The sequence below is a fragment of the Micromonospora sp. 050-3 genome (assembly GCF_046549335.1).
GTDB lineage: Bacteria > Actinomycetota > Actinomycetes > Mycobacteriales > Micromonosporaceae > Micromonospora > Micromonospora trifolii.
Genome location: NZ_JAJPVX010000002.1, coordinates 1,330,502 through 1,345,390, shown reverse-complemented (window position 1 = coordinate 1,345,390; position 14,889 = coordinate 1,330,502). Strand labels below are relative to the sequence as shown.

General features: G+C 71.4%; 14 protein-coding genes. 3 read left to right on the top strand and 11 right to left on the bottom strand.

All coding sequences use genetic code 11. The annotated features are described in order from the left end of the window. Window positions 1-23: 23 nt before the first annotated feature. Window positions 24-2,177 (bottom strand): MMPL family transporter, encoded by a 2,154-nt coding sequence (locus ACLJOK_RS21275; RefSeq protein ID WP_410820442.1) that lies wholly within the window; start codon window positions 2,175-2,177, stop codon window positions 24-26. Window positions 2,178-2,395: 218 nt separating this feature from the next. Here ACLJOK_RS21275 and ACLJOK_RS21270 point away from each other — a divergent pair, with 218 nt between their 5' ends. After that, complete coding sequence (locus ACLJOK_RS21270; RefSeq protein WP_410820441.1) at window positions 2,396-2,833, top strand: VOC family protein; 438 nt, start codon at window positions 2,396-2,398, stop codon at window positions 2,831-2,833. 23 nt (window positions 2,834-2,856) lie between these two features. On the opposite strand, the gene ACLJOK_RS21265 is transcribed toward ACLJOK_RS21270, so the two are convergent. The 7 genes from ACLJOK_RS21265 to ACLJOK_RS21235 all read right to left on the bottom strand — a co-directional run bounded on the left by ACLJOK_RS21265 (window position 2,857) and on the right by ACLJOK_RS21235 (window position 9,796). Beyond that, window positions 2,857-4,068 (bottom strand): hypothetical protein, encoded by a 1,212-nt coding sequence (locus ACLJOK_RS21265; protein ID WP_410820440.1) that lies wholly within the window; start codon window positions 4,066-4,068, stop codon window positions 2,857-2,859. A 145-nt stretch (window positions 4,069-4,213) separates the two neighbouring features. After that, entirely contained in the window at window positions 4,214-5,353 is a 1,140-nt protein-coding gene (locus ACLJOK_RS21260) for an epoxide hydrolase family protein (protein ID WP_410820439.1), read from the bottom strand. Between the two features lie 185 nt (window positions 5,354-5,538). Next, window positions 5,539-5,919, bottom strand: coding sequence for a YciI family protein (locus ACLJOK_RS21255; protein ID WP_410820438.1), 381 nt, complete (start codon window positions 5,917-5,919; stop codon window positions 5,539-5,541). Between the two features lie 33 nt (window positions 5,920-5,952). After that, window positions 5,953-6,627 (bottom strand): DUF998 domain-containing protein, encoded by a 675-nt coding sequence (locus ACLJOK_RS21250; protein ID WP_410820437.1) that lies wholly within the window; start codon window positions 6,625-6,627, stop codon window positions 5,953-5,955. Window positions 6,628-6,742: 115 nt separating this feature from the next. Continuing rightward, window positions 6,743-8,017, bottom strand: coding sequence for an RNA polymerase sigma factor (locus ACLJOK_RS21245; protein ID WP_410820436.1), 1,275 nt, complete (start codon window positions 8,015-8,017; stop codon window positions 6,743-6,745). A 48-nt stretch (window positions 8,018-8,065) separates the two neighbouring features. Then, window positions 8,066-8,599, bottom strand: coding sequence for a hypothetical protein (locus ACLJOK_RS21240; RefSeq protein WP_350864552.1), 534 nt, complete (start codon window positions 8,597-8,599; stop codon window positions 8,066-8,068). Window positions 8,600-8,644: 45 nt separating this feature from the next. After that, complete coding sequence (locus ACLJOK_RS21235) at window positions 8,645-9,796, bottom strand: hypothetical protein (RefSeq protein ID WP_410820435.1); 1,152 nt, start codon at window positions 9,794-9,796, stop codon at window positions 8,645-8,647. Window positions 9,797-9,967: 171 nt separating this feature from the next. On the opposite strand from ACLJOK_RS21235, the gene ACLJOK_RS21230 reads away from it, so the two are divergent. After that, a complete protein-coding gene (locus tag ACLJOK_RS21230) occupies window positions 9,968-11,509 on the top strand; it encodes a gluconokinase (RefSeq protein WP_410820434.1) in 1,542 nt (513 codons plus the stop codon). 22 nt (window positions 11,510-11,531) lie between these two features. Here the strand turns inward: ACLJOK_RS21230 and ACLJOK_RS21225 are convergent, their stop codons facing one another. Next, on the bottom strand, window positions 11,532-11,816 hold the full coding sequence (locus ACLJOK_RS21225) for a putative quinol monooxygenase (RefSeq protein ID WP_410820433.1): 285 nt from the start codon (window positions 11,814-11,816) through the stop codon (window positions 11,532-11,534). A 151-nt stretch (window positions 11,817-11,967) separates the two neighbouring features. Between ACLJOK_RS21225 and ACLJOK_RS21220 the strand changes: the two genes are divergently transcribed. Further along, window positions 11,968-13,284, top strand: coding sequence for a serine hydrolase (locus tag ACLJOK_RS21220; protein ID WP_410820432.1), 1,317 nt, complete (start codon window positions 11,968-11,970; stop codon window positions 13,282-13,284). Window positions 13,285-13,291: 7 nt separating this feature from the next. Here the strand turns inward: ACLJOK_RS21220 and ACLJOK_RS21215 are convergent, their stop codons facing one another. Both ACLJOK_RS21215 and ACLJOK_RS21210 read right to left on the bottom strand, forming a co-directional pair. Further along, entirely contained in the window at window positions 13,292-14,062 is a 771-nt protein-coding gene (locus ACLJOK_RS21215) for a hypothetical protein (protein WP_410820431.1), read from the bottom strand. Between the two features lie 53 nt (window positions 14,063-14,115). After that, window positions 14,116-14,874: a MerR family transcriptional regulator gene (locus ACLJOK_RS21210; protein WP_410820430.1), complete on the bottom strand. Its 759-nt coding sequence runs from the start codon at window positions 14,872-14,874 to the stop codon at window positions 14,116-14,118. Window positions 14,875-14,889: the final 15 nt, after the last annotated feature.

Genomic DNA, 14,889 nt, shown 5'->3' with positions numbered 1-14,889 from the left:
CGGCCGTCCGTCCGCTCGCCCGGCTACCCCTTCGCCACGGCCTCCGGCTCCGGCGGGACGTGCGGCCCGCCGGCCGGTCGCTCGTCGCCGTGGCCCGGCCACCACGCCTTGTGCCCGATCAGCGCGGTCAGCGCTGGCACGAAGAACATCGACATGACGAACGCCGACAGCACGATGCCGATCGCCACCGCGAAGCCCATCTGCTGCAGGAACGAGATCGGAGCAAGCAGCAGCACCGCGAACGTCCCGGCCAGGATCAAGCCTGCTGCCGCGACCGTCGGGCCGGCGTGTTCGACCCCGATGGCGGCGGCCTGGTGCGGCTCATTGCCCTCCCGCGCCTCCTCGCGTAGTCGGGCGATCATCAGGATGTTGTAGTCAGTCCCGATCGCCACCACGAAGAGGTAAAGGATGATCGGCAGCTGGAAGGTGACACCGGGCTCGCCCTGCAACCCTTGGAAGAGGTAGACAGTGGCACCCAGCGTGGCGGCGAAGTTGAGCAGCACCGCTATCACGAGGTAGATCGGCGCGACCAGACTGCGCAGCAGCAGCGCGAGGATAAGCGCGATCAGGCCGGCCGCGACCGGCAGGATCACCGACAGGTCCCGGTTGTTGGCCGAGTTGATGTCCGCGAAGATCGCGGTGGTCCCGCCGACCAGCGCCCGGGTGCCCGGCGGGGCCGCCGCGTGCACGGCACTGCGCAAGTCGTCGCGGACGAGGGCGATCGCCTCGTTGGAGACCGGGTTCTCGTTGAGCAGCAGGTTGACCCGGGCCACACTCGGGTCGGTGCTGCGCTCCGGGGGCTGTGCCTGGCCCACACCCGGGGCTTTCGCCACGGCCGCCGCGAAGTCGTTGACCTGCTGCTCGTTCAACGGCGACCCGTTGCTGGTGGTCAGGTAGACCTCGGTAGGGGCGAGCGCACCGGCGGCGAACCCGCGCTGTAGGTCCTGTGCGGCCTTCGCCGACTCGGTGTCCTGCGGGAAGCCGGCGCTGAAGTCGTAGTCGGCCTTGTAGCCGAGCACGCCCGCGGCGAGCGCGACCAGGAGGACGCCGGAGGCCGCCGCGACAAGCGCCGGCCGGCGCCCGACCGTGTTGCCGAGCCGGTGCCAGATGGTGGCCTTGGGCGCACGCTGCCACGCCTTCGAGGGCCAGAAGACGTAACGGCCGAGCAGGGAGACGACCGCCGGGATTAGGGTGAGCGAGGTGACCAGCATGACGCCGACCGCGATCGCGAGCGCCGGACCGAGGGAGCCGAAGAAGCCCAGCGAGGCGAGGAGCAGCACGAGGAACGCGACGATGACCGCTCCGGCGGCCGAGGTGATGACCTCGCCGACCCGCTGGACGGTGACGATCATCGCGGTGCGCTTGTCGTCGCCGGCGCGCAGCCGCTCCCGGTAGCGGAAGAGCAGGAACAGGATGTAGTCCGTGCCGATGCCGAACAGCACGATCAGCAGGATCGTCTGCAGATCCTGGCTGACACTGAGGTCGAATGCCTTGCCCGCGGCGGCGACAAGACCCGTCGTGATGCTCAAGACGACGCCGACGACCACCACGGGCAGCAGCGCCGCGATGGGGCTGCGGAAGATGACGAGGATCAGCCCGATGATCAGGATGATCGTCGCGACGCCGACCACGGCGAAGGCGTTGTTGAAGGTGTCCTCGTTGTCGACGAAGCTCGCCACGTCACCGGCCACGCCCGCGGTCAGCCCACTGTTTGCCAGCTCCGGGCCGATGTCCGCGCGCAGGTCGCGCACGGCGTCGAGCAGGGCCGGGTCGTCGGGGGTGGGGGCGTCGAGCCCGACGTTGATGATCTGCACCGACTTGTCCGGCGCGACCGCGGGCGGGCCGGTCAGGTAGCCGGACGTGCGCGGGATGTTCTTGGCCTTGAGCGACTGGGCGAGCTGGCCCACCTTCGCCTCGTCCGCCGAAGTGAGTTTCTGCCCGTCGGCGCGCTTGACCACGATAGTCGCCGTCGCGGCGGCCTGCTGCGGGAACGCCTTCTGCCCCAGCTCGGTGGCCTGCACCGACTCGTACGAGCGAGGCAGGAAGCTCTCCTGGTCGGCGGAGGTGATGTCGCTCAGGGACGGTGTAGTGAGGATGATGGCGGTTGCCGCGACCACCCACCCGGCGATCACCCACCACGCTCTGCCCACGACGAATCTGCCCAGCCGCTCGAACATGGTTCCCCCGTGTGTCCGGCACAACCGACGTCTGGTGGCCGAGACGCCCACCGACGCCCCGATCACCACTCTGCGCTACCGATGTGCAGCGTACCGTCGCGCCTCATCCTTTTCGGACGCACGGGAGTGTCGGGCGCGTGCTTTCAGCCTCGCGGCCGATGACCGGGCAGCCGTCCGGGTACCACACCCGGTGACTGATCACGCACTAGGTTGGGGGCATGGAGCAGCGGATCAGCCTGATCACCCTCGGCGTCAGCGACCTGGCGCGCGCCAAGGCGTTCTACGAGCACCTTGGCTGGCGGGGCCAGGAGGTCGAGGAGACGGTCTTCATCCAGGCCGGCGGCCTGGCCGTCGTCCTCTGGGGCCGCGACAAACTCGCCGACGACGCCGGCATCGCCGACCCGGGCACGGACGGTTTCGGCGGGGTGACCCTCGCCCAGAACGTCCGATCCCGCGAAGAGGTAGACGAGGTGATCGCCACGGCGACCAAGGCTGGTGCCACGGTGACCAAGCCGGCCCGGGAGACCTTTTACGGCGGCTACGCCGGCTACTTCACCGACCTGGACGGCCACGTCTGGGAGATCGCGTGGAATCCCGGCTTCGCCCTCGCGGCCGACGGCACCCTCACCGTTCCCGACTTCAGCGCCATGGGCTGAGCTGACGCAGGCACGAACACGGATCAGGGCGTCGGAGGCGGGCAGAGCAGCGGGTCCAGCAACGGCAGTTGCAGCGGATCCAGGCAGACCGCGAGCAACACATCCGGCGACGGCGTCGCGGTGGGCGTCGGAGTCGGGGAGGCCGACGCGACGGGCGGCGTCGGGACGGCCGGCGTGGCCGGTTCCGTGGTGGGCCCAGGGGTTGGCACCGAGGTGGGCGACGGCGCAGGGAGGGCCGACGGGGTGACGGCCGGCGCTACAGCCACCGTAACGGCCGGTGACACCACTCTGGAGACGGCTGCCGCAGTCGACGGCCGGGCAGCCGGGCCGTGCGGCGGGCTCCAGACGGCACTGTCGGCCGCACCGACCCGCGACCGGGGTGCCACCGGCCCGACGGGAACGGTCGGAACGAGGACTGCTCCGGCCCTCGGCACGTCCAGGGCGACGGTTTGCGCCTGCGGCACAGGCTCGGATTCCAACAGATGCGGGCTCGGGCCGAGGGCGCCGGGGCCGACCGTCGCGAACACCACAGCCGCGATGGCGGCCGCACCGAGCGCCCGCCGGTCGGGGCGTACCGCGGTCAGGGGTGCGTCGTCGGGTTCCGCCGGCACGACAGGCGCGGGCCGGGCCGCCCGGTGCGCGGCCAGCAGCGCGTCGACCTGCGCCAGGACGGCAGCGCGATCCGTGGCGACAGCGAGGGTGAGGTAGAAGCGGAAGTTCACCACGGCGTTCGTGGGGACGAGCAGTCCGGAGAGTCGACTGTGGTCGGGCAGCAGGGTGAACGGGGTGTCGGGGTGGTGGGCGGGGCCAACCAGGTCCTCGTACCGCCACTCGCGCCGGTGCTCACGCCCGCCGAAGGCAACCCGGTGACTGGTCACGACGGCCATACCGGTGTCGACGGCCCGCAGGCCCGCCGGCAGCGCCTCGCCTGACGTCTCGGCGAAGGAACAAGAGCGGCCCGGGGTGGGTAGGCCGGGGACGTGCCGCGCCTCGGCCTCGACCAGCGTGGCGACGGGGAGGACGCGGAAGACGAGTTCGTCGCCGTCGAGGTCCACCGGTAGGCCGGTGCGGGGCTGCGTACACCCGAGGAAGCTGGCGGCTTCGATACGGAGCCGGGCCAGGTGGTCGTCGCGGTGCCGCCAGGCGTCGGTGGCGTCGCGGTACGCGCGCTGCCGGCGCTCGTTCTCGCGCTCGGCCCAGGCGATCCGCCAGGGGGCGCAGGCCACAGAGGTCACGGTCACACGCGGTACAACCGCTCATGTACGTGACAGGCAACGCGACCAGGATCGATGCATCCCGTTGCGCCCGAAAGGAGAGAATTGCAGGATCACGGCCGACAGTGGCGGAGCCGGGCCACAATCGGACCGGCTCCGCCCCAGGTCACGACCTGTGCAGCGAGGTGAAGAACTGCCTCAGCTCACCGGCGAGCAGGTCCGGCTCCTCCAGCGGCATGAAGTGCCCGCCCCGGCCCGGCTCGCTCCAGTGCCGGATGTCGGTGCAGGCCCGCTCGGCGATCGAGCGGGGAAAGTTGGTCTGCGAGGGTTCGGTGCTCACCGTGAACGCGGCGGGCACGGTGATCATTGGTCGTGGGGTGTTGTGGTCGAAGTCGGCGTACTGCCGGAACGACGAGCCGATCGTGCCCGTCACCCAGTAGAGCGTGATGATGCTGAGCAGGGTGTCCCGGTCGATGCTGTTGGCGAGGTCACCGTGGTTGTCGCTCCAGTCCCGGTACTTGTCGACGAGCCACGCGGCCAGCCCGGCGGGTGAGTCGGCGAGCGCCGCGGCGAGGGTGTCCGGGCGGGTGCCCATGATGGCGCTGTAGCCGCCGTCGGTCTCGTCGTACGCGGCCTCGGCGTCCAGGTACGCCTGCTCGGCCGGCGACAGCGGACGGGCATCGAAGCTGGCCGGAAACGGCGGATGGATCATGTGGATGCCGGCCACCTGCTGCGGATACAGGGCACCGAGCCAGCCGGTGACCACTCCCCCGACGTCTCCGCCGAAGGCGCCGTAGCGCTCGTAGCCGAGCACGTCGGTCATCAGCTCGTGCAGGGTCCGAGCCAGCAGCGCCCGGGTCACCGGCTCGTTCGGCGCCTCCGAGAAGCCGAAGCCGGGCAGTGAGGGCACCACCACGTCGAACGCGCCGCCGGGCCGGTCGGGGTCGGTCAGCCGGTCGACCAGCGGCAGCATCTCGACGAAGCTGCTGGGCCAGCCGTGGCTGAGGAGCAACGGCAACGGCGCGGGCGCACCGGCCGGGCGCGCGGCCCGGACGTGCAGGAAGTGCAGCTTCCGGCCGCCGACGAGGGCCAGGTGCTGGGGGTACGCGTTGAGCCCGGCTTCACGAGCCCGCCAGTCGAACCCGCCCTGCCAGTAGGACACCAGGTCCCGCAAGAAGTCAGGATCGACACCGCCCTGCCACGGCTGGGTGCCGCTGCGGTCGGTGAAGCGGGTACGGGCCAGTCGGGCCCGCAGGTCATCGAGAACCGCATCGGACACGTCGATGCGGAACGAAGAGACAGACATTGGTCCTCCGATAAGGAGGGCGCTCCCCGACGCGAAAGGTCAGCTGAGGGGGACGGCCGGGAGGAGCGCCCAGGAATGACGATGGGTGGTCACCGGGCTCACCTCCTCTCGTGGCTGACGAAGATCACCCTACACAGGCCGCGCCGCCACCTTCACGCTCAGGTGGCGGCGCGGCGTGGGTCGGATCAGGCTGGCGGCATGCCTTCCGGCATCTCGAAGACCTTGCGGACGTCCACCTCGACGTCGCCGACCGTGTCGGCGAAGACCTCGGTGAACCGCCGCCCCCACTCCACCGCCTCCTCGTGGGAGCGCACGTCCAGCAGAGCGAACCCGGCGATCAGCTCCTTGGTCTCGGTGAACGGCCCGTCGGTGACGGTGGTCTTGCCGCCGCTCACGGTGATCCGGGTGGCGCCGTCGGAGCTCTGGCAGAGCCCTTCCGCAGCGAGCAACACTCCGGACTGCGCCACTTCCTTCATGAAGCCGTCCATCCGGGCCATGAACTCGGGGCTCGGGTTGAACGCCTCGGTCTGGGTCTCGTCGAGCTTGTGCATCAGCATGTACCGCATCGGTGTGGGCCTCTCGTGGTAGGTAGGTGCGGATCAGCGGGTCAGCGGTCGAGTGCAGAGCGCCGTGAGCCAGCCGAACGTGACGACGCAGGCAAGTGCCATCCGGACGCTGAGGGTGTCCTGGTCGGGCCAGGCCAGGATCGCGACGACGGCCAGCGCGCTGCCGACGGAGTATGCCGCCCAACCGCGCTGCCCGGCTCGCCACCAGGCGCGGGCGAAGACCAGGCAGGCGATGGGCAGCGAGCCGAACGCCAGCCCCGCGCCGATGCCGTGGCCGACGGCGTGCCAGCTCAACGTCGAGGGCGCGCCCTCCGGTGCGCCCGCCGGCCAGCCCATGCTGGGATCCGAGACCAGCACCCCGCCAATGATCAGGCCGATGCCGTGCACGGCGATCAACGCCGGCCCCCACGTCCCGCCCGGCTCGCCGCGGAGCACCCGGCGCAGCCCGACCGCGCCGGCCAGGGCGAGCAGCCCGGTCAGCACGAAGTTGGCGATCTGGATCCAGCCCAGGTCGCCAAGCGCCAGCAGGCTGAGCGGCTGCCGGCTCAGGTCGAACCCGTCGCGGGTGAGCACCTGGGCCGCCGCCACCACCACGAACAGCGGGCCGGCGAGGACTCCGCCGGACAGCAGCGCTCTGGTCGTCGTACGCCGGGAGTCGACGCCCGCCACCGCGGACCCTGCGCTGGTCTCGTTCGCCGTCGTCGTCATGTCGTTCTCCTCGTCTGTGCCGGCCGGTCGCCGGTCCCGCGCGCCGGTGCGAGCCGGCCGTTCACTGACGCGTCGAGCGGACGGCGCGGGATACGACATGACGGGCGAACATTTTTTAGCGGGTCGGCGCGACGCCTCGGGCGCAGTCGGCGGCGCGGGCGAGCAGCAGCGCGCGTTCGCGTTCGTTGCCGGTGAGCTGGGCTGCCCGATCAAACTCAACGTGGGCCTCGTCGTAGCGACCCAGCTTCGCCAACAGGTCGCCGAGCACGCTGGGCAGCAGGTGGTAGCCGGCCAGCGCCGGCTCGTCGGCCAGCGCCTGGGCCAGGTCCAGACCGGCGGCCGGGCCGTCGGCGAAGGAGACCGCGACGGCCCGGTTCAGCTCCACGACCGGCGACGGTACGACCCGGGCCAGTTCCCCGTAGCCGGCCGCGATCCGCGCCCAGTCCGTCTCCTGCGGGGTGCGCGCCCGCGCGTGACAGGCCGCAATCTCCGCCTGAAGGGTGTACGGGCCGGCTGCGCCCTCGGCGGCTCGAGCCCGGTCGAGGGCGGCCAGACCCCGACGGATCAGTATCCGGTCCCAGCGCTCCCGGTCCTGTTCCATGAGCAGGATCGGCTCGCCGGTGGTGCCGACCCGCGCGGCGGTGCGGGAGGCCTGGATCTCCAGCAACGCGGTGAGCCCGTGCACCTCCGGTTCGTCGGGCATCAGCCCCTGCAGGACGCGGGCCAGGCGTAGCGCGTCCGCGCAGAGGGCGGGGCGCATCCAGTCGTCTCCGGCGGTCGCCGAGTAGCCCTCGTTGAAGATCAGGTAGATCACCTCCAGCACCGACGCGAGCCGTTCGCCGCGCTCGGCGACGCCGGGCACCTCGAATGGCACCTTCGCCTCGGCTAGGGTCTTCTTGGCTCTGGTGATCCGCTGCGCGACGGTCGTCTCGGGCACCAAAAAGGCCCGCGCGATCTCCTCGGTCTTCAGACCGCCGAGCATGCGCAGCGTCAGTGCCGCCCGCGCCTGCGGCGACAACACCGGGTGACAGGCGGTGAAGACCAGCCGCAGCAGGTCGTCGTCGATCCTCTCCTCGAAGGCGGCGTCGAAGTCGGGAGTGAACTGCTGGTCGCCGAGGTCGCGCCCGAGGTCGGCGACCCGGCGTTCCAGCAGGTGCCGGCGGCGCAACGCGTCGATCGCCCGCCGCTTGCCGACAGTGGTCAGCCATGCGCCCGGGTTGGCCGGCACTCCGTCGCGCGGCCACTGTTCCAGTGCGGCCACCAGAGCGTCCTGGGCCAACTCCTCGGCCCAGCCGACGTCACGCACGAGCCTGGCCAGCGCCGCGATCACCCGTCCGGCCTCGATCCGCCAGACCGCCTCGACCGTGCGGTGCACCTGCTCATCCCCCATGACCGCCCATCACAGCAGGCTGATCCCGTTGGGACAAGGAAGGAGGCGTCAGCCGGCTCGTCGACGGTACGGCTGCGGGCCGTGGGTCGGGAACCGCGACTGGGTACGCGGTGGGTACGCCTCGCAGTGCTCGGCCCAGTGCTCGGCGGCGGTGGCGAGGGCGTCCGCGGAGACGGTGAGGATCAGCGGGTAGATCGCCGTGGACGGGCGGCGCATCCACGGTGGCAGCGACTCGGCGGAGAACTCCACGATCAGCTCCAGCCGGCGGCGGCGCAGCACCCGGCTGCGCAGGGCCAGATTGGGTTCGGTGAAGCGCACCATCGCCGGCGGCGCGCTCAGCCCGAGGGCAGCGGTGGCCTGCCCGTGCAGCCAGCCGCCGAGCGCGCGGGCTTCCTCGACCATGAGGCTCGGGTAGTGGTGTGACCAGGTCTGGCCGTCGGCGGTGCGGGCGTCCACCTCGATGAGCAGCCAGTCGTGCCAGCCGGGCGTGGCTCCGTCGGGGTCGTCGGGCGGGTCGATGCCGGGCTGGTAGCCGACGGGGCGTACCCGCACCCGAGCGCCATCGTCAGACCGGATCTCCACTCGATCATTCTGGCTGAGCGAAGCGGACTTTAGCCCCCGAATCGGTCACTTCGTGATGGTCCGCCGCACGCCCTGGTGGTTGGCGCACGCCTTGGACCCGCCACCGGCCAGGCTCACCGAACCGTCGCGGCACTGCACGAGGTAACCGCGTCCCGCCCAGAACTGCGGTACGCAGTCGAACCAGTCGCACACCTCGGTGGCCGGCTTGCGGATCCGCGTGCCGCCACAGAAGCCGTACCCCAGCGGGTTCTCCGGTGCCCCGCAGCTTGGGCCCTGGCTGGCGCTGGGCGACGGGCGTGGGGACTTCGTCGGCTTCGGCGGCGGGGGCTTCAGCGCGAGCGCCGGGCCCGCCGGGCGGATCAGCGCGGGTGCCACGCTGGTGGTGGGCGCCGGCGTGGCGGCCGCGGCGACCTCCGCGCCACCTGTCGGGTCGGACGGGTCCGACTCGATCAGCGCCGCCGGCACCAGCAGCGCGATGGCCGCCGCCACCGCGAGGGTCCTGCGGCCACCCGGTACCCGCGCGGAGAACCGGGCCTGCGCCGGGGTGTTCACTGCCGGCCGGAACGGCTTGAGCTGGGCGTGCTCGGCGATCAGCTCGTCGAGTTGGGCGATCACCGCGGCGCGTTGTTCGATCGCGTCGGCGAAGGCCAGCGTGAGCTTGAACCGGAAGTCCGGCGCGGCGTTGGTGGGCAGCAGCAACCCGGAGGTACGCCGCCGGTCCAGCACCTGGATCACTGTGACCGGCGCCGCCGGGTCGTGGGCCAGGCCGGTTATTCGGCCGTACGCCCAGTCGCGCCGGCCCCGCCCGCCGAGCAGCACGAGTCGACGGCTGGTGATCACGGCCATGCCGGCGTCGGTGACGCGTACGCCGTCCGGGCGGCGCGGGCGCAGCGGCCCGGTTGGCGGGGCGACAGTGAGGTCCGGCGCGGGCAGCACTGTGGTGTGCCGTACCTCGACCAGTTGCGCGGCGGGTAACGCCCAGAGCACCACCTCGTCGGCGGCCAACTCCAACGCCAGCCCGGCGCCGGCGGCTGCCGAGCCCTGGAAGTCGGCGGCCAGGGCGCGTAGCCGCCGTAACTCGTCGTCGCGTCGCCGCCACGCCGTCTCAGCGCCGCGGTACGTGCTGACCCGCCGCACGTTCTGCCGGTGCGCCCACCGGTACCGCCATGTGGAACCCGTCGAATCAGTCTTCGCCACGCCGACTCCTTCGCCGCGCTGGCCACCAATCTGGGGGTGTCACGAGGTTTAACAGGTCCGGCGCGGCGCTCGGACACGCCGAAACGGGCGAACTACCCGATCGGCGGAGCAACCCACACGATAGGGCGATAGTGTTGCGTCGATTCACGTTTCGGAGAGGGGGTGGCGGTCGTGCCGGCAGTCACGCTGCCCGGGGTCGTGATCGGTGTCGACATCGGCACCACCAGCACGAAGGCCGTCGCGTACGACACCGACGGGCGGCAACTCGGCAGTCACCTGGTCGGCTACCCGCTGAACAACCCGCAGCCCGGCTACGCCGAGCAGGACCCGCAGATCATCCTCGAAGCGGTGTTCAAGTCGATCAGCATGGTCGTGGCCGAGCTGGTCCAGCCGGTGGCCGGGCTGTCGTTCGGCTCCGCCATGCACAGCCTGATCGGGTTGGACCGGGACGGCAATCCGCTCACCCCGTCGGTGACCTGGGCCGATTCGCGGTCCACCCGGCAGGCCGAGCGGTTGCGGGCGGTGCCGTCGGGCCTGGCTCTGCACCGGCGTACCGGCACGCCGATGCATCCGATGTCGCCGCTGCCCAAGCTGCTCTGGTTCGCCGAGCAGGAGCCGAAACTCTTCGAGCGGGTGACGCACTGGGTGGGCATCAAGGACTGGGTGCTGCTGCGGCTCTGCGGCGCGCTGGTCACCGACCACTCGATCGCCTCGGCCACCGGCCTGCTCGACATCCACAAGCTGGAGTGGGACCGCGAAGCGCTGACCATCGCCGGCATCACCCCGGAACAGCTCCCGCAGCTCGTCGCCACCACCGCCGTGCTGCCCAACCTGATCCCGCAGGCAGCGGCCGAGACCGGCCTGCCGGAGCGCACCCCGGTGGTGGTCGGCGCGGGCGACGGACCGCTGGCGAACCTGGGCCTGGGCGCTGTGCACCCCGGCATGGTGGCCTGCTCGATCGGCACCAGCGGCGCGATGCGGGTGATGGTCGAGCGGCCCGGCGTGGACCCGCTCGGCGGGGTCTTCTGCTACGCGCTGACCGAGCAGCGTTGGGCGGTCGGTGGCGCGATCAACAACGGCGGCATTGTGCTCAAGTGGGCCGGCGCGGCGCTCGCCCCGGATCTGGGCGAGCACTCCGAGGAGGACTTGGTCGCCCTGGCGGCCCGCGCGCCTGTCGGTTCGGGTGGGCTCATCATGCTGCCGTACCTGCACAGCGAACGGGCACCGCACTGGAGCGCCCTACCGCGCGGCGCGTACGTGGGGTTGACCCACGCACACCGTCGCGAACATCTGGTGCGGGCCGCGTTGGAGGGCGTCTGCCAGCAGCTCGCGCTGGTGCTCAGCTCGGTGCGCGCGGCCGGCAACGAGGTCCGGGAGGTCCGGGCCGGTGGCGGCTTCGCCCGCAGCGGCCTGTGGCGGCAGATGCTCGCCGATGCCCTCGGCCTGCCGGTGAGCTTCCCGGCCGCGCACGAGGGGTCGAGCTTCGGCGCGGCGCTGCTCGGCATGGAGGCGCTCGGGCTGATCCCCAGCATCGACGTCGCCGCCGACCTGGTGCGGATCGAGGAGACGGTCCGCCCCGACCCGGCCGCCGCCGCCACCTACGCGGCGCTGCTGCCGCTCTTCGCCGAGCTGTACGAGGCCCTCACGCCCACCTTCGCCTCGATCCGTCGGATGGCACCCGGCCTGCCCACCGGCCCCCTGCCACCGACGTGACCGGTGCCGGCTCGCCGTTGGATCAGGGTGCCTCGACGCCGGCGATCAGGTAGCGCTGCACGTCGGCGTCGAGGATGACCGCTTCCTGCGCGTCCTCCGGCCCGGAGCCACGGAACGCGGCCAACTGCTCTGCGGACTCCCACCGTTCGTAGACGTGGATCCGGCCGGGCTCCAACGGGTCGGCCGCCAGCAGGAAGTCGAGGCAACCGGCGGTGGCACGCGCCCGGGCGATGACCTCTTCGCAGCCGGACAGGTACGCCTCCCGTGCTGTCGGTTCGACCTGCAGACTGCCGGCGATGATCAGCATGGGTCCTCCGGGGTGAGTGGTTGGGAAGCGTGATGCCTGTGGGTCATATTTATACCGGTGGGTCATGTCGCTCGCCGGGACATTGCCGCCCGGACGGGTGACGCCGGTCCCGCCGGTCTCACCAGCCCCCGGCGCTTCATATCGTGCAAACGTGAGAAAAAGCGACAAGAGGCGCTCATTTTCCCTGCTGGGGAACTCTGCCCGCGTACCCCTGAAGGTGCTGACGGCGGCGGTCGCGCTCGCGGTGCTCGCGACGACCGGGCCGGCCACCGCGGACGGCCCGGGCCGCGGGCCCATCGCGGAGAGTCACGAGCCCGGGGTGGACCCGACGCCGGAGCGCCCGCCGACCAGCGAGGTGTCCTGGCTGTCGTTTCCCGGCGGGGTGTTCGCTGTCGACTCGCTCGGGCACACGGTGCGCTACCGCGCCTGCGACGGCGACACCGGTCGGGTCGCCGACCCGACCATGCGGGTCGCCGCCGGGGCGGCCAGCGGGGCGGTCGTCGTCGGCGGGACGGCCTACCGCTACCGGGTGCCGCTGGTCGGGCGCAGCGAGGGCACGCTGGAGGTGATCCAGCGGCACCGCCCGCCGACGACGCTGACCGGCGTGGTGATCACCAGCCCGCAGCCACCTACCGACCCGGTCGCCGGGGTCCGGCTGTTCCCGCTCAGTGGGCAGCTCGCCCGCGTGGTCGCCGACGCGAGCCTCAACCCGGCCGGGGTCACCGTCCGCGACCTGTCCGGCCGCTACGGCGACCAGCAGATCGCTGTCAACGGATCGCTGCGCCCCAAGGCGGCCAGCGTCATCAAACTCTGGATCCTCGTCGAGCTGCTGCGTCGGGTCGACTGTGGACAGGTCTTCCTCGACGACGGCGTGCTGGTCACCCCGGAGGACGTGGTCGGCGGCACCGGTCAACTTCAGTTCGAGACGTTCCCGCAGGTCGTCACAGTGCGCCGGCTCGCCCAGTACCTGATCAAGTACAGCGACAACGTGGCCGCGAACGTGCTGATCACCTACCTGGGTGGGTTCGCCCCGGTCAACGCGCTCATCGACTCGATGAACCAACGCTCCACCATCCTGGCCCGCCGGATGCTCGACAGCGCGGCGGCGCAGCGCGGCGAGGAGAACTACACGAGCCCGGACGATGTGGTGTCGCTGCTCGGCGCGGTCTGGGACGGCGAGATCCTCACCCCCACCTCCCGCGACCTAATGATCGGGTTCATGCGGGAGCAGACCCTGAACACGAAGATCCCGGCGGCGTTGCCGCCCGGCGTGCCGGTGGCCCACAAGACCGGTGACCTGCCGGACGCCTCACACGACGTCGGCTACTACCTGATCCCCGGCACCGAGACCGCCGTCGCGTTCCTCACCGCCGGCCCCATGGCCACCGGCGACGAGACGGTCCGGCGGATGGCCCGCACCGTCTACGACTTCCTGGTCACCCCGGTAGCCGGGGCGGTCGAGGAGTGAGCCGACCTCACGCGCCGGGAATGTTCGCCGGCGGGTCCTCGCCCACCAGGTCGGCCGCCGGCGGGTCCGCCGACACCGACAGCCCGAAGTCCGAGTACGTCAGGTCGAGCTGGGCGGTCTGCGACTGCTCGCTGGCCAACTCGATGCGGTAGCGGACCAGCCGACCCTGCTCGTCCACGGCCGCGGTGAACGGCACCGCGCCGGCCCGCTCCCCGAGCACACTGCCGACGCCGCTGCCCAGCACCGCGCCGCTCTGCCGCAGGTCCAGCGTGCCCGCGTACTCCCGCTCGCCGGTCAGCCGGACCCCCGCCGGCGCGCCCAGCGTGCTGGCCAGCCGGGTGTTGTCCAGGCCCTGCTTGGCCGCCGGGGCGCCCGGGGCGCCGACGTGCCACCAGGTCTTGCCGTCCCAGACCGGCACACGGCGGTCCGGGGCGGTGACCCGCACGTACACGTCCGGCCCGGTGGTCAACCGCTCGATCTTCACCACACCGGTGGGCACCTTCAGCGAGGTGGTCTCCAGACCACGCTTCGCCTTCGGATCCCACAGCAGGACCGTGGCGTCCCCGTCCGTGCCGCCGGTACCGACGGTCAGCTTGTACGGCTGCTCGTCGGCCTTCACGGCGGCGGCCTTCAGCACACCGACCGGGTCGGTGCTCGCCGACGCCGCCGGGCGACCCGCGTCCGGTTCGTCGTCGCCGGCGGCGACCAGCGCCCACGCCCCGGCGCCGACCGCCACCACGAGCACGGCGACAGCGGCGATCAGCTTCGGTTTCTGCACTGTCATCTCCCCCGAGCGGTGCGGTCCGGCCAGACTAGCCGGACCGCACCTCGTCACGCCCGGCTGATCGCGTTGGCGTGGATCGCCTCGTGCAGATACACGGTCAGCCCCGGCGCGATCTTCTCGTAGGACGCGGTGAACCGCTCGTCGGCCAGGTACATGTCGGCCAACCCGGTCTGGATCTCGTACGAGCACTCGTAGAACCAGCGGCTGATGATCTGCCGGTGCTCCTCGGCCAGGTCCATCGCCTCCGGGCTGTCCGCCGGCGCGCCCGAGGCCATCAGTGCGACGATCCGCCGACCCCAGTCCTCGTTCTCCGCCTTGTTCCGCAGCCAGTCGTCCTTTGTGTAGCGGGAGACCCGCCGGTTCGACTCCCGGTACGCGTCGGTGTCACCCCACCGCCGCTCCGCCTCGGCCTGGTGCTCCTCCGGATCGACGTCACCGAAGACCTCGAACCGCTCCTCCGGCGTGAGTTGGATGTTCATCTTGCTCGCCTCCATCGCGAACTCGATCGCCGTGACCATCTCCTGCAACCGCCTGAGCCGTACCGTCAGCAGCTCGTGCTGCCGGCGCAGGTGCGCGGCCGGATTGGCCGCCGGCTCGTCGATGATCGCGGTGATCTCCTCAAGCGGGAAACCAAGCTCCCGGTAGTACAGGACGAGTTGCAGCCGTTGCAGGTCCGCGTCGTCATAGCGGCGGTAACCGGCCGAGGTGCGCCCGCTGGGCGAGAGCAACCCGATCTCGTCGTAGTGGTGCAGCGTCCGCACCGTCACGCCGGCCACCTTCGCGACCTGACCCACCGTGTACGCCATGGTCCCCCTCCCTTC